Genomic DNA, 14407 nt, shown 5'->3' on the forward strand with positions numbered 1-14407 from the left:
CCCCGCGCGCGGTCTCACACGGCTAACAGTATGTTGGTTCAGAACCACGATCGTCCGGCGACGAACCTAGAGGTGACATGCCTGTTGTTGCATACCGAGAGTATCGGGCGTACGAGCGTCAACGAATCGAGACGAACAACGCGATGATGGGCCTCTTGGCCGGCTCAAAGTTGGCGTCGCAGTTGCTGGTGCTGACAGACGGGGCCTCACGGCCGCTGAGCGAAATCTTCCCGAGCATCGAGCACATCGAGCGATTCAACCTCCGCAGCGACCTCGCACGGAGCGTCCTCGACGATGCGGAAGACCTTCTCGGGATCTTGCCTGTTCCACAGGTGCTCGCGCTTCACGAGCACCTGTTTCGCTCAATGCTTGAAGTGGCAGCGCCTGGCAACAGCAGACTGCTCGACAATTTGGGAACAAGTAACATCCACGAAAGGTTCGCCGAGACCGTTTCGGCGGTGTTCCCCTCCGAGGCATTGGAGCTATTCCATTACCTGCGTGTGGCCAGGAACTCCCACATCCACACCGGAGGTTTCACGACGAAGTCGCTTGCCACTCGTTCGGCTGGACTATCGCGAGATGCGGAAGCTCTATGGAACACGGTCGCCGGAAGTCCGCTACGCCGCTACCAGGTAGGCGACCGAGTGCGTATCGGCATCAGCGAGTTGACTGGCGCTCTTGCACTTACGAAAAGGCTGGCAGAAGTCGCCAACGTCGGACTCCAGGGTTTCCTGTCCAGGGATCAGTGGGCTGACTTACTGGTCGAAGACTGGGCGTCCGAGGTGCGACAAGGCGACATAACCCAGAAGCTTCGCAGCCTTAAGGGGTTTGCGAAGATGCACGGCTATCGGGAACTCAGTTTGACACAGGAGGTTCTACGATCCGCCCTCGAACGACACCTGGCATAGCCCAAGAAAAGAGGGCGCTCTTCCAGTTGAGCTACATCTCGACGATGGAGACGCCAGGCCTCGAACCTGAATCACCCTGCTCTGTGAATGCCTTGGCCTTGAACCAAGCGGGGACTGATCCCGAGCACTCTAATCAACAGACTCTATTCGCTCGCGCGTGACTGACGCAACGCCAGGGGACAGCAGGCTCGAACCCAGCGCAGATCTTCGTACCCTGGGCGTGACTAATATGCCCACCAGCGGGCTACCAGACCTCCGTCATCACCCGGAACGCGGACGAGAACGGCCCCATGCAGGCGATCAACCGTGCGTTCCGCTATCGCCACACGCGCTGACCGCCCACTGACAGAACACCCTCGACTGTCCCCCGCGCTGTCTACGGGTCTGTGCCGAAACAGACCGGTTGAATCTGGCTAAGCCAGGAAACTACTAGCGGCGGGTACAAGGGTGCACGGGCATCTGGTATGGCGAGGTTTTGCGTACGTAATGCCAGCCTAGGGCGACTAATCGCCCCCGAACGTGTCACAAGTCGAACGGAGCCAGCTCTCGATGGGCGTGATATCAAAAGTCATGGTTGAAATTACCTCGACAAAACGCACCACTCTTTACAGGATGCTCGAGGGATGCACTCTTGAAACGGCCCTCACGCAGGCTCGGAGAGAATCTGACGATGACTTCTCGGTCACGGACCTGCTAATAGAAGATCGGCCGGCACGCCTCGTTGCCGGAACCATAACAACGAGAGCGAAATGGGCGACTGATCTAAAGCTCCTAACGGGCCAATCGGTATCGCTAAACAACAGCTCGCCAGGCGCGGCGCTTTTGATCCAAGAGGCGAGCGATGTCATATGGGCGATTACGTGGGGTACTGGGTTTCACTTCCTTGACACCGAGCAGATCGACTTTGGGTTTGGATCAGGCATTGTCGCTCGTTCTGCCCTTCCGACGGAGGTTAAGTCTCTTACCAAAACGATTCTCGATCATCGCGCAAGGGTCGACCGCAGCTCGATGCCGAATGGAAGTACTATTCGAGATCTCGGGGTAGATGGCTATGGCGAGGTCGTCAGCAGGATCGAGGCCAAGGCCCAGATTCCAAATCTTGCCGTCGGCGACAAGGTGATTCAGCTTCGCGCGGCCGATTCGTTGAACGTACCTCTGGCCAAGTCCCCTGCCAAGCTCATCGAAGACTTGAAGGTACTTGAGAAGCTGTCACACGGTGCCGTGATTTCTGGGCTCGAGAGTCTCGAACAGCTTGTCGCCCTCAAGCCCCAGGACAGCCGAGTTCCGGCGCTCGACCAAAGACTCGTGGATGCGCTCAAATCTGGACACGCCCACCGTCTCGGCATCGCATGGCCACATGAACGGCTCGACGCGTACGCACCCGTCATGAGCGTTAAGGTCACGGGCTTCGGCGATCGGAAGCGACGCGTGTCGGAACTCGCGCCGGATATAGCCGATGTGATCGACTGGTTTCGAGCGGTTCCGCGCGAAGCTGTACTTGATCGCCTCAAGTCGGTGCGAGTCGAGCTACACAGTGAAGCCGAGCCGCAAGAGACCTCGCTCTCCGCTTCCGCTGTCCCCCTTCGCCGGTGGCTCGCTTTTGAAGTCGAGGAGGGCAACCGACGGTTCTGCCTACACGATGGCAGGTGGTATCGGATGGATGACAAGTATCTGGCACGCATTGACGAGCGCGTCGCAGAGATCCTCGAAGAACCCGCATCGCTAGTTCTACCGCCTTGGGGAACCGAAAGTGAGGAGCAATATAACAAGGCCGCAGCACAAGCGGTGTCCGGTTTCTCCTTGGACCGAAAGTTGATCAGCACTCCGCTTCACTCACGTGGCGGCATCGAACCGTGCGACGTGTTCGTCGCGCCAGGAGTCCTTGTCCATGTCAAACGGGGCCGAAGCTCCGCTGATCTGAGCCACCTTCTTGCGCAAGGGCTTGTCTCGACTGACGCTCTCGCCCGAGACGAAAACGCGCGCGCTGCATGGAGAAAGAGGATCACCGAGGAAAGCGGCGGTCAGGTCAAAGACGCACGAATTGAGGAAGTAGTCCTCGCGATCGGCAGCGAGCGTCCCGTGACCGTGGACACCATGTTCACGTTCACTAAAGTGAACCTCGTGAAGCAGTTCGACGCGCTTCGATATCTGGGTGTACAAGTCCATGTGATCCGGATCGAACCTCCCCGGTAGTGGACGCTCGCGGCGGAGTAATAACGGCACCGACCTCAGTAACGATCTAAGGGGTGTGTCGAGTACGAGCGCAAGTGCAGATGAGGTCGCAAATGTGCCTTCAGGAACGTCAGGCGGCCGCGCGCGGGCGGCGCAGCCGCTGGCAGTGCGGGCAGAAGTGCGAGCCTCGGTTCATGAACTGCTCGCGGACGATGAGCGTGCCGCAGCGCGGGCAGGGCCTCCCCTGCTGGCCGTAGGCGTTGAGGCTGTGCGAGAAGTAACCCGACGCGCCGTTCACGTTGACGTACTGCGCGTCGAAGCTGGTGCCGCCCTCGGCGAGTGCCTTCTCGAGCACGTGGCGCACCTCCGCCAGCAGGGTGCGGGCCTTCGCACGGCTCAGCGTGTTCGCGGGCTGGGCGTAGTGGATGCGTGCCGCCCACAGCGCCTCGTCGGCATAGATGTTGCCGATGCCGCTCACCAGCGTCTGGTCGAGCAGAGCGCGCTTGATATCGGTCTTCTTGCGCGCGAGCGCCGCGAAGAACGCGGCGTCGTCGAACACGGGATCGAGCGGGTCGCGCGCGATGTGGGTCACCTGGGTCGGGATGAGGGCCTCGTCGGTCCCCAGGCCCGCCGGCGCGCCGTCAGCCGTCGGGACGAGCGCATCCACCGCCATCGAGCCGAAGATGCGCTGGTCGACGAAGTGCACCCACAGCTCGCCGTGGACGGGATGTTCGATGTGCAGCCGGATGCGCAGGAGGCCCGCCTCGATCGTGCCCGGTTCGCGGAGCAGGATCTGGCCGCTCATCCCGAGGTGCGCGACGATCGCGCGACGCGGCTGCCCCTCCAGCGGGATCCAGAGGAACTTGCCCCGGCGCACCGGCCGCTGCATCACCCGGCCGGTGAGCAGTATCTCGAAGACGCCGGCGAGCGGGTCGTGCCGCTTCAGCGAACGCGGCTCGAAGACCTCCACTCCGAGGATGGTCGCACCCGTGACCGCCGGTTCCAGCCCGGCGCGGACGACCTCAACCTCGGGGAGCTCTGGCACGTCGTCTCGTCAGTTCCGTCCACGCGCTCAGCGCCGCGGTCATCTCGGCCTGCTTCTTGCTCGTGCCCTCGCCGGTGGCGGTCACGAGCTCGCCGACGGTCACGGTGGCGTGGAAGGTCTTCGAGTGATCGGGGCCGGTGTTCGTGACCGAGTAGACCGGGGCCCCGGCCCCGCGGCGGGCGGCGACCTCCTGGAGGCTGGTCTTCGGGTCCATCGCGGCACCGAAGCGCTCGGGGTCGTCGAGCAGCGGCTCGACCAGCCGCAGGACCAGCGCCGTGGCGGCATCGCCGCCGGCGTCGAGGTACGCGGCCCCGATGATCGCCTCCACCGTGTCGGCGAGGATCGAGGCCTTCTCGCGGCCACCGCTCTGGTTCTCCCCGCGGCCGAGCCGGAGGTACTCCCCCAGCCCGATGCCGCGCGCGACCTCGGCAAGCGCGACGGAGCTCACCAGGCTGGCCCGGCGCTTGGCGAGCTCGCCTTCGTCGAGGTCCGGGTTCTCCCGGAACAGCTTGACGGTGACCGCCTGCCCGAGGATCGAGTCGCCGAGGAACTCCAGGCGCTCGTTGTTCGGGATGCCGCCGTGCTCGTACGCGTACGAGCGGTGCGTCAGCGCAAGCTCGAGAAGCTCGGGGTCGATCTCGACCCCGAGCTTCTCGAGAAGTGCAGTGCGGTCAGTGTTCTCTCCGACCACGGTGTTCACTCGCGTGAGCGCGACGATCAGACGTCGGCGACCTTGCGGCCCTTGTACTCGAGGAAGAGGGCGGTGCCCGCCGAGTCCTCGACGACCTTGGCGCGGTGCGGCAGGCTGTAGGTGACCTTGCCGTTCTCGATCGTCTTCACGAGCGTGGGGACCGAGGCCTTCCACTGCGAACGACGGGCGTGGGTGTTGGCGCGCGACTGCTTCCGCTTGGGAACGGCCATGGCTATCTCTTCTCTGTGTTCGTTCCGGACGCATCCGGGCGGTCATCGGTGTCGGAAGCCTGGAAACCAGCGAGCGCAGACCAGCGAGGATCGAAGGTCTGCGTGGGCTCACGGTCCGGTACATCCGCCAGCCTCTCCCCGGTCTCGGGGTCGAGACCCGGGCAGTCCGGCCGGCACACCGGCTGGAACGGCAGTGACAGCACCACCGCATCCCTGATCAGAGGTTCAAGATCCACGTGGTCGTCGTGAACCTCATGATCGAAAGCTTCGTCAGAAGGATACGCGAAAAGTTCCTGGAAATCGACTTGGACAGGCTGCTCGATGTCGATCAGACAGCGTCCGCAGACGCCGACGGCGGTCGTGATGGCGTCGCCGGTGGCGAGGATCCCCTCGTGCATCGACTCCAGCCGCAGGTCGAGATCGATGGTCTCGCCCTCCGGGACGCTGATCAGCCCCTCGCCGAGCTTCGTCGTCACCGGGATGCTGATGCGCTGCTCGCGCATCGCGCCCGGACGGCGCTCGAGGTCGTACACATTGATCGCGTACGGGGAGTTCTTGGTAGTCACGAGGAACTATTTTACGCGGCATTCCGCGGTCTGACGGCGGAGGACCAGCCCGCTGGCAGCAACGACACAGGAACGAGCAGCGCCTTCGTGCGCAGCGCAGGACCCGCCTGTGCCTCCAGTGCGCCGAGCACCGCCTCGAGGTCGTCGGCGAGGCCGCCGGCCCACCTCCGCATCGGCGGACCGTACGCATCGCGTTCGACGGCGCCGAGAAGCCGGTGGAGTGCCTCCTCGCCGGGCGTCCCCTCGACGGCAGCGGCCACCCGTTCGGCGAACACGCGCGGCGTCTCGGTCGGCGGCGCGGTCCACCCCAGGTCCCGCACGGTGTCGCGCAGCTCGTCCCACGCGAGGGACGCGCCGCCCCACTCGTCGTTCAGCTCCCGCAGTCGCCGCCGTCGCCGCAGCCTCCGCCACACCGCCGGCGTCAGGAGGACGCCCACGGCGAGCAGGGCGACGCCGATCCCCGTCGCGAGCGGCTGCCCGCCGGAGGTCGTGGCCGACGTGGCGGCTCCGGCCGGGTTCGCCGGGTCGGTGGGCACGAGGGCGCGGGGGGCGGAGCTGGAGGTGGACGTCGAGGTGGGCGCGGGTGCGGCGGCGCCGGTCTGCGGCCGGGTGTAGTCCGGTACGGTCCCGCGGCCGACCGTCGGCTCGAACGGCACCCAGCCGACGCCCGCGAAGTACAGCTCCGGCCAGGCGTGAAGGTCGTCGCTCGTCACCGTGTACTCGCCCGGGTTCGTCGCCGTCCCGCCGCTCGTGGCACCGGGGAGGTAGCCCTCCGCCACGCGGGACGGGATGCCGAGCGTGCGCGCCATCAGGGCCATCGCGGAGGCGAAGTGGACGCAGTAGCCGCTCTTGACCTCCAGGAACCGCGCGATCACACGGGAGCCGTCGCCGTCGTAGCCCTGCTTCAGCGGGGTCTGCGTCGAGTAGACGAAGCTGTTGTCGCGGAAGTAGTCCTGCAGCGCCACCGCCTTGTCGTACTCGGTGATCGCGTCCCTGGTCGCCGAGAGCGCGGTGTCCTGGATGATCGACGGCAGGTTCGGCGGCAGGAAGAGGTCGCGCTGCACGTCCGCCGGGACGAACCCGCCCGCGGCCTTGAGCTGATCGGCGGTGGGCTGCAGGACGAGGCTCGTCGCCGTGTACTTCTGCCCCTGCGTGGTCGCATTGATGCCGCCGATGGTGAGGTCGTCCGGGTCCCACGACCAGGTCCCGTTCAGCCCCTTCACCGATTGGACGGGAGCGGGCACCGGCAGCCAGCGGCTGGTCATGTTGTCGATGCTGACGGTCGTGGTGATCTTCGTCGTCTTGATCGTGTTCGCGAGCCCGGGGACGGGGCCGACCTTCGCCCCGTCGCTGAGACGGTTGGTGTCCCGCTCGCGGTGCTTCCAGACCGATCCGGTGAACTGGTCGAGGGAGGCGAGCTTGAGGTACTGCCCGCTCGGAGCCGACGTCGTGTACGTCAGGGCGCGCACGGCGGCGGGGCGGCGCAGGTCCTTTCCGAGGTCGACGAGCGGTGTCACGGTCCCGCCGATGGAGATGCCCCCTGCGGTGAACGACGTCGCTCCGCCCTGGTCGAAGCCCGGCGCGGTGCCGGCGAGCAGCGCGGCGACGACGACGGCGGACGCCCCGACGGACAGCGCGGGGACGGGCCGAGGTGTGCCCTGCCTGCGGGTCCGGATGTCGCAGCGCAGCAGCCAGAGGTAGGCGGCGGCCGAAGCGGCGAGTGCGATCGGGTCGAGACCGTCGCCCAGCAGCGCGCCCGGCACGACCAGCACGGCGCCGACGCCGACAGCGGTGAACGCCGGTGTGCGGATGGCCACCGCCAGGAGATCGAGGATGACCGCGAGGAAGCAGCCGCCGCCGACCACGAGGAACAGGAACTCCGGGAGCGCCTGGGCCGGCGTCCCCTGCTGGTAGATGGAGAGCAGCGCCTGCTGCCCGTAGTCCGACCAGCTGCGAAGGGTCGCCGGTGTCGGAATGAGGCCGAGCAGACCCGTCCCCCGGCCGAACGCCACCGTCATCACGACGGCGGCCTCCACCGCCAGCAGCACCGGGACGAGCCCGCGGTGCACGCCGACGGCGCGCAGGGCCGCGCCGGTGACGAGGATCCCGGACGCGGTCGCCACCAGCGCGAACCACCATCCGGCGCCCTGGATGAGACCCGAGAGCGCGTAGCTCAGCGCGAGGACCTGGATGATGAGCGCGCCCGTGATTCGCCAGTACGCGACCCGTCGCCGGCCGGAGACGCGGGGCACCGCGAGGGCGAGCGACTCAGTCGCCACGGGGGATCACCCCCGCCCGCTGGCGGCGGACCGCCCGCTGCCACGCGTCAGCCGGGTCGTCGCCCGCCTCGAACCGCACGCACATCCAGCCGGCGTCCGCGAGCACCTCGACCGTCTCCTCGGGCAGCGACGCGGCGACGAACGCCACGGCGGGGTCGCCCATCGAACGCAGCGACGCCAGCGCGCCGAGCTCCGTCGGCGGGGTGCCGCCGAGCACCGCGAACACGGGCACGGGACGGCCCGCCCGGCGCAGACCGGCGCCGAGCTCGGCCACCGCGTCCTCCCGTTCGGCGGGCGACGACTCGATCGCCGCGAGGTCTGCGAGCAGCATCCGGTCGGCGCTCCCGGTGTCGTAGGTGGCCGTCGTCGCACCCATGGTCCCCGTGCGCCCAGCACCGCTGCGGCCGGAGAGCTGCCGCTCCCCCGACTCGACGATGCTGAGCACGAACCCATCGTCGAGCAGGTGGACGCCGATCGAGGCCACCAGGTCGACGAGGGTCTCGAATTCGGCCGCGGCGTCCGCGTCGTGGGCGGGCAACGGCCGCGTGTCCATCAGCATCCACGCCTCGGGGTTGCTGCGCTGCTCCTCCTGCCGCACCATCAGCTGGTCGTGCTTGGCGGTCGCCCTCCAGTGCACCCGCCGCAGCGGATCGCCGGGCCGGTACTCGCGCGCGATGAGCTCGTCGGCGCTCGGGATGCTGTGCCTCAGCAGCTCGTGCTCCGTGCCCTCGCTGTGCGCCACCTCCAGCTCGCCCCGGCTCAGCGCGACCACGCGCGGGGTGACGAGGAGCTGCCGCGGCTGGCCGAGCGCGTACTCGGCGTAGGCGACGCCGAACGGGTCGGTGCGGCTGACGACGAGCGGGCCGACGGGATGCGCGCCGCGCCGCTCCGGGACGACCTCCTGCCGCAGCACGGCCGTGTCCCTGCCGTGGTAGCCGTCGGCCTGGTGCGCGCCCAGCCGCGGCAACGGAGCCGACTCCTGCACGCCGACCTCCGGGGGCGCCGACTCGCGCCACCGCGCCGCCGGGCTCGGCCGCGCGGACTGGTTGCGCACGGTCGTCACGATCGTGGTCCGCTCCCCCGCCGCGACCACGTCGGGGTGGAAGCTGCGCGTCACGGTCAGCCGCGGGCGGTCCACCGTCACCGAGATCATCGCGGCGAGCGGCAGCACCGTCAGGAAGACGCCGACGAACAGCACGTCGGTGCGCCCGAACCAGGCGGAGGCGATCAGCGCGACGACGCCGACCGCACCGAGTGTCCAGCCGCGCGCGGTCGGCCGCGGCCGCTTCAGCGGAGAGGAGGCGCGGCCGCGGGCAGGCACTCAGCGACCCTGGCCGCCGACCGTGCCGGAACCCACCGGGACCGGCGTCGACGCGACGATCCGCCGCACGATGTCGGCGATGACGGGTGCGCTCTCGTGGTGGTGACCGAGTGCGCGGCTGGTCGGGAGCAGCCGGTGGCCGAGCACGGGCACTGCCAGAGCGTCCACATCGTCGGGGAGGACGAAGTCGCGTCCGGCGAGCGCCGCCATCGCCTTCGCGGCGCGGATCAGCTGCAGGGTGGCGCGGGGGCTGGCGCCGAGCCGCAGGTCGCGGTCCTCGCGCGTCGCGCGCACCAGATCCACCGCGTACTGCTTGACCGGCGTCGAGGCGAACACGCTGCGCGCAGTGACCATCATCGCCCGCAGCTCGTCGGAGGTGACGACGGGGCGGATGCGCGAGAGCGGGCTGGAGGTGTCGCGCGTGGTGAGCATGGCGAGCTCGGAGCCCTCGTCGGGGTAGCCCATCGCGATGCGGGCCATGAAGCGGTCGCGCTGGGCTTCCGGCAGGGCGTAGGTGCCCTCCATCTCGACCGGGTTCTGGGTCGCGACGACGATGAACGGCGCCCCGAGCGGATAGGTCGAGCCGTCGACCGTGACCTGGCGCTCCTCCATGCACTCCAGCAGCGCGGACTGCGTCTTGGGGCTGGCCCGGTTGATCTCGTCGCCGATGACGATGTTCGCGAAGATGGCGCCGGGCTTGAACTCGAACCGCCGCTCCGCCTGGTTGTAGACCGAGACGCCCGTCACGTCGCTCGGCAGCAGGTCGGGCGTGAACTGGATGCGGCTGACCGTGCAGTCGACCGACTTGGCCAGCGACTTGGCGAGCATCGTCTTGCCGACGCCGGGGACGTCCTCGATCAGCAGGTGCCCCTCGGCCAGGAGCACGACGAGCGCGGTCTGCACGGCCTCGTGCTTCCCGTCGATGACGGACTCGACGTTGGCGGTGATCTGCTCCGCGGCGCGCCTGAGCTCGTCCAGGTCCATCCCGGGCGCCGCGCCCGTCTCCTCCTCCGGCGCGACCGAGGACTCGGTGGGCTGACGCGTCGCGTAACTGTTCATGGCTCCCCCGGTGGCTAGGTCTCTTGGAGGTACTCGTGGACGGCCGGCGGCACGTACGGGCTGACGTCGCCGCCGAGGGCGGAGACCTGGCGGACGAGCGAGCTCGACACGTGGGCGTTCGCCGGGTTGGGCAGGAGGAAGACGGTCTCGACGTCGGCGAGATGCCGGTTGACGATCGCCATCGGCGTCTCGTACGTGACATCCACCTGGGAGCGGATGCCCTTGACGAGCACGTGGGCTCCGACGTCCGTGCAGTAGTCGACGAGCAGTCCGACCGACCAGGAGGCGATGACGATGTTGCCGACGATGCCGGCGTCTTCGATCGAGCGCTCGATCAGCGCGACCCGCTGCGCGATGGGCAGCAGCGCGGACTTGTCCGGGTTGTGCACGACGACGACGTGCACCTCGTCCCACAGGCGCGCCGCACGCTCGATCACATCGAGGTGCCCGAGGGTGACCGGGTCGAACGATCCAGGGACAACGGCGATCCTGTTCATAGACCCCCAGACTATCCCGCGGATCCCGGCATTTCGTTGTGAATCCGTTACCAAACGGTTTCGCCCGCGTGGCGGCCCCTGCGGCTAGGACTTGCCGAGGAAGGCGCGCTCGCTCTCGTCCAGGCGCCGGGCGAGGGCGGCGGCGAGCGCGGGATGGGCCGCGAGCGCCGGGTCGCCCTCCAGCGTCTCCTCCGCGGCCACGCGCGCCTCGGCGATCAGCTCGCCGTCGCTCGCGACGCGCAGCAGCCGGAGCGACGAGCGCCCGCCGGACTGCCTGCTGCCGAGCACGTCGCCCTCGCGGCGCAGCTCCAGGTCGACATTCGCGAGCTCGAACCCGTCCAGGGTGGCGGCGACGGCCTCCACCCGCTCCCGCGCGAGCGTGTCCGGCTCGGCGGCGGTCACCAGCAGGCAGAGGCCCGGGATGTCGCCCCGCCCCACGCGCCCGCGCAGCTGATGCAGCTGCGAGACGCCGAAGCGGTCCGCGTCGAGCACGACCATGGCGGACGCGTTCGGAACGTTGACGCCCACCTCGATGACCGTGGTCGCGATGAGCAGGTCGATGTCGCCCGCGGCGAACGAGCGCATCACCTCGTCCTTCGTCTCCGAGGGCAGGCGGCCGTGCAGCACGCCGATGCGAGCCTGGGCGAACAGCGGGTCGGCCCGCACCTGCGCGGCGACGGCCTCCACGGTGGCGATCGGCCGGGGCGTCGCGCCCTCCTCGGTCTCGGCCGGCTCCGGCTCCTCGCCGTCGTCCTCCGCGTCCTTGCCGGTGATGGCCGGGCACACCACGAACACCTGCCGGCCCTTCGCGATCTCCTCGGAGGCGCGCTCCCAGATCCTGCGCTCCCACCCCGGCCGGTCGGCGAGCGGGACGACGAAGCTCTCGATGCCCTGGCGGCCCTCGGGCAGCTGGGCGATCGTCGAGACGTCCAGGTCGCCGAAGACGGTCATGGCGACCGTCCGCGGGATCGGCGTCGCGGTGAGCACGAGCACGTGCGGCGGTGTCCCGCCCTTCGCGCGCAGCGCCTCCCGCTGCTCGACGCCGAAGCGGTGCTGCTCGTCCACCACCACGAGCCCGAGGTCGAAGAACGTGACGGCGTCGCCGAGCAGGGCGTGCGTCCCGACCACGATGCGCGCCTGCCCGGAGACCGTGCGCAGCAGCGCCCGCTTGCGCTCGGCGGTCGAGAGCTGGCCGGTGAGGAGCGTCGGCATGAGCTGGGCCGAGAGGTCGGGACCGAGCATCGCCGCGATCGACCGCAGGTGCTGCGCGGCGAGCACCTCGGTCGGGGCGAGCAGCGCCGATTGCCCGCCCGAGTCCGCGACGGCGAGCATGGCGCGCAGGGCGACGAGGGTCTTGCCCGAGCCGACCTCGCCCTGCACCAGCCGGTGCATCGCCGCCGTGTCCGCGAGGTCGCGCTCGATCTCGCGGCCCACGACCTCCTGGTCGCCCGTGAGCGAGAACGGCAGGGCCGCGTCGAAGCGTTCGAGCAGGCCGCCGGGCACGGCGGCCCTCGGGGTGGCGGCGACCTCGCGGGTCGCAGCGCGCTGCTGCAGCAGGGCCGCCTGCAGCACGAACGCCTCCTGGAACCGCAGCGCGTCGCGGGCACGCTGCCACTGCGCGTCCTTCTGCGGGCGGTGGATGCCCTCCAGAGCATCGCGGAACGGCACAAGGCCGCGCTCGGCGACCACCTCATCCGGGACCGGGTCCGGCACCGGCCCGAGGGCGTCGAGTGCGAGCCCGACGGCCTTCTGAACCTGCCAGCTCGCCACCGTCCCTGTCGCCGGGTAGATCGGGATCGGCGTCTGCGCCCACTCTTTCGCGGCCGCCCCGCCGGGGATGACGGCGTCGGCGGCGTCCGGCTCGAACAGCTCGTAGTCGGGATGCGCCAGCTGGAGGGCGCCGCGATACGCGGACACCTTCCCGGCGAAGATGCCGCGGACGCCGGGGACCAGCTCGCGCGACCGCCAGGCCTGGTTGAAGAACGTGAGCGTGAGGATGCCCTCGCCGTCGGAGATCTTCACCTCGAGGATGCTGCCCCGCCGCGCCCGCATCGGGCGCTCCTGCACGCGCAGCACCTCGGCGATGATCGTGACGTTCTCGTCGAGCGGCAGGTTCGCCAGGGCCGTCAGCTCGCCGCGCTTGGCGTACCGGCGCGGGTAGTGGCTCAGCAGGTCGGCGACCGTGCGCATCCCGAACGCCTTCTCGAACGCCGAGGCCGTGCGGCCTCCGAGCACGCCGCTCAGCCGTGCGTCGAGGCCGACCGAGCCTGCGTCGGCGGGTGCCGGGGCGGAGGAGGTCATGACTCGATCGTAGGCGTCTCCTCCGACGCGGTCGGCTCCAGGATCGCCGCGAGCTGCTCCAGCTCCTCGCGGACAGACGGCTCGTCCGGCCGTTCGGCGGCCAGCCGGTGCTGCAGGGCCGCGGCCTCCTCCGGTCGTCCCAGCTCACGGAGGCAGCGCGCGACGGCCCATTGGGCTGCGAACCGCTGGTCCGCCGTCCCGACCTCCTCGGCGAACGACAGCGCGTCCTCGAACGACACGAGCGCGGCGGCGGCGTCCCCGTCGGAGAAGCGCGACCAGCCGCGGAGCTCGTGCAGCACGACGCCCCAGCGCAGCGTGCGCGGATCGTCGGTGCCGGACAGGTCGGACAGCGCCTCGTCGATCCACTGCTCGGCGTGCGGGGCGTCGCTCTCGGCGAGGACGGCGGAGGTCTCGACCGCGAGAGCCACCTCGGCGTCCCGGCGGGCGGCCCGCAGCGCGTCCTGCAGCACGCCGACCGCTTCGTCGTACCGGCCCTCGGCGCTCCGAAGGCGCCCGCGCTCCAGTAGCACGCGCACCTCCAGCCGTCCTGCTGCGGGTTCGAGGGAGTCGAGCAGCGCTTCGGCCTCCGCGAACCGGCCCTGCATCCCGAGCGCACGCGCCCGCTGAGTCTCCAGCTCCGCCCGGACGAGCTCCGACCATCCCGGCTGGGCGGCGGCGGCGGCCAGCCGCTCGGCGGAGGCGATCGGGTCGCCGGGGAGCCACAGGGCGTCGAGCTCTGCCTGCTCCAGGCGTTCCTCCATCCCCTCATCTTGGCGGCAGAGTGCTCCCCGAGGCTAGGCTCGGAGGGCAATGACCCGAATCGTCTCCGGTTTCGCCGGCTCGCTGACCCTGCAGGTGCCCAAGAGCGGGACCCGGCCGACCAGCGACCGGGTGCGCGAGGCGATCTTCTCGGCCCTGGACGCACGGGATGCGGTGCACGGCGCGCGCGTGCTCGACCTGTACGCCGGCTCCGGGGCGCTGGGGCTCGAGGCGGCCAGCCGAGGCGCGTCCTCGGTGGTCCTGGTCGAGAAGAGCCCGGCGGCCGCGCAGGTCTGCCGCCGCAACGCCGCCGCCGTGACCGCCGCCGCCCGCGCCGCGAAGCTCCCGCCTCCGGCGATCGAGGTGCGCGCGGCCACCACGCAGAGCTACCTGGCGGGCGCGGCCGGTCCGTTCGACCTGGTCTTCCTCGACCCGCCCTACGACGTCGGCGACGCCGAGCTCCTCGCGGTGCTCACCGCCCTCGTCCCGCTGCTCTCCGACGACGCCGAGGTCTGCGTCGAGCGCAGCACCCGCACCCCTGCCCCCACCCCGGTCGCTTATACACAACTCCGAGCCCAC

General features: G+C 69.3%; 13 protein-coding genes. 3 read left to right on the forward strand and 10 right to left on the reverse strand.

Going from position 1 to position 14407, the window contains the following annotated elements; all coding sequences use genetic code 11:
- Nucleotides 1-77: 77 nt before the first annotated feature.
- Both HNO83_RS10480 and HNO83_RS10485 read left to right on the forward strand, forming a co-directional pair.
- Entirely contained in the window at nt 78-908 is an 831-nt protein-coding gene (locus HNO83_RS10480) for a hypothetical protein (protein WP_175337464.1), read from the forward strand.
- Between the two features lie 549 nt (nt 909-1457).
- Nucleotides 1458-3101, forward strand: a complete 1644-nt coding sequence (locus tag HNO83_RS10485; RefSeq protein ID WP_175337465.1) for a DUF6119 family protein — start codon at nt 1458-1460, stop codon at nt 3099-3101.
- A gap of 109 nt (nt 3102-3210) precedes the next feature.
- On the opposite strand, the gene mutM is transcribed toward HNO83_RS10485, so the two are convergent.
- From mutM to HNO83_RS10535, 10 genes are all read right to left on the reverse strand, one after another.
- A complete protein-coding gene (mutM, locus tag HNO83_RS10490) occupies nt 3211-4125 on the reverse strand; it encodes a bifunctional DNA-formamidopyrimidine glycosylase/DNA-(apurinic or apyrimidinic site) lyase (protein ID WP_175337466.1) in 915 nt (304 codons plus the stop codon).
- The gene (rnc, locus tag HNO83_RS10495) at nt 4103-4816 is read right to left on the reverse strand and encodes a ribonuclease III (protein ID WP_175337467.1); all 714 of its coding nucleotides are present in this window, start codon (nt 4814-4816) and stop codon (nt 4103-4105) included. The genes mutM and rnc overlap by 23 nt, the downstream gene beginning before the upstream one ends.
- Before the next feature lie 26 nt (nt 4817-4842).
- Nucleotides 4843-5046: a 50S ribosomal protein L32 gene (rpmF, locus tag HNO83_RS10500; RefSeq protein WP_175337468.1), complete on the reverse strand. Its 204-nt coding sequence runs from the start codon at nt 5044-5046 to the stop codon at nt 4843-4845.
- A 2-nt stretch (nt 5047-5048) separates the two neighbouring features.
- The gene (locus HNO83_RS10505; protein ID WP_175337469.1) at nt 5049-5612 is read right to left on the reverse strand and encodes a YceD family protein; all 564 of its coding nucleotides are present in this window, start codon (nt 5610-5612) and stop codon (nt 5049-5051) included.
- An 11-nt stretch (nt 5613-5623) separates the two neighbouring features.
- Nucleotides 5624-7891, reverse strand: coding sequence for a transglutaminase TgpA family protein (locus tag HNO83_RS10510; protein ID WP_175337470.1), 2268 nt, complete (start codon nt 7889-7891; stop codon nt 5624-5626).
- Entirely contained in the window at nt 7881-9212 is a 1332-nt protein-coding gene (locus HNO83_RS10515) for a DUF58 domain-containing protein (RefSeq protein WP_175337471.1), read from the reverse strand. Before HNO83_RS10515 ends, HNO83_RS10510 begins: the two co-directional genes overlap by 11 nt.
- Nucleotides 9213-10271 (reverse strand): AAA family ATPase, encoded by a 1059-nt coding sequence (locus HNO83_RS10520; protein ID WP_175337472.1) that lies wholly within the window; start codon nt 10269-10271, stop codon nt 9213-9215.
- Nucleotides 10272-10285: 14 nt separating this feature from the next.
- Nucleotides 10286-10768 (reverse strand): pantetheine-phosphate adenylyltransferase, encoded by a 483-nt coding sequence (gene coaD / locus HNO83_RS10525; RefSeq protein ID WP_175337473.1) that lies wholly within the window; start codon nt 10766-10768, stop codon nt 10286-10288.
- 84 nt (nt 10769-10852) lie between these two features.
- Nucleotides 10853-13069: an ATP-dependent DNA helicase RecG gene (locus tag HNO83_RS10530; protein WP_175337474.1), complete on the reverse strand. Its 2217-nt coding sequence runs from the start codon at nt 13067-13069 to the stop codon at nt 10853-10855.
- Complete coding sequence (locus HNO83_RS10535; protein ID WP_175337475.1) at nt 13066-13830, reverse strand: tetratricopeptide repeat protein; 765 nt, start codon at nt 13828-13830, stop codon at nt 13066-13068. The genes HNO83_RS10530 and HNO83_RS10535 overlap by 4 nt, the downstream gene beginning before the upstream one ends.
- A 49-nt stretch (nt 13831-13879) precedes the next feature.
- Between HNO83_RS10535 and HNO83_RS10540 the strand changes: the two genes are divergently transcribed.
- Nucleotides 13880-14407 (forward strand): RsmD family RNA methyltransferase (locus tag HNO83_RS10540; protein ID WP_175337476.1); only part of this gene is annotated, 528 nt, incomplete at its 3' end.

The organism is Leifsonia sp. C5G2 (assembly GCF_013359685.1).
Classification (GTDB): Bacteria; Actinomycetota; Actinomycetes; order Actinomycetales; family Microbacteriaceae; genus Leifsonia.

Coding starts and splice junctions, on each gene's coding strand:
- HNO83_RS10520 (WP_175337472.1), bottom strand. CDS start 10,271: ATGAACAGTTACGCGACGCGTCAGCCCACCGAGTCCTCGGTCGCGCCG.
- HNO83_RS10530 (WP_175337474.1), bottom strand. CDS start 13,069: ATGACCTCCTCCGCCCCGGCACCCGCCGACGCAGGCTCGGTCGGCCTC.
- HNO83_RS10480 (WP_175337464.1), top strand. CDS start 78: ATGCCTGTTGTTGCATACCGAGAGTATCGGGCGTACGAGCGTCAACGA.
- coaD (WP_175337473.1), bottom strand. CDS start 10,768: ATGAACAGGATCGCCGTTGTCCCTGGATCGTTCGACCCGGTCACCCTC.
- HNO83_RS10485 (WP_175337465.1), top strand. CDS start 1,458: ATGGGCGTGATATCAAAAGTCATGGTTGAAATTACCTCGACAAAACGC.
- HNO83_RS10535 (WP_175337475.1), bottom strand. CDS start 13,830: ATGGAGGAACGCCTGGAGCAGGCAGAGCTCGACGCCCTGTGGCTCCCC.
- rpmF (WP_175337468.1), bottom strand. CDS start 5,046: ATGGCCGTTCCCAAGCGGAAGCAGTCGCGCGCCAACACCCACGCCCGT.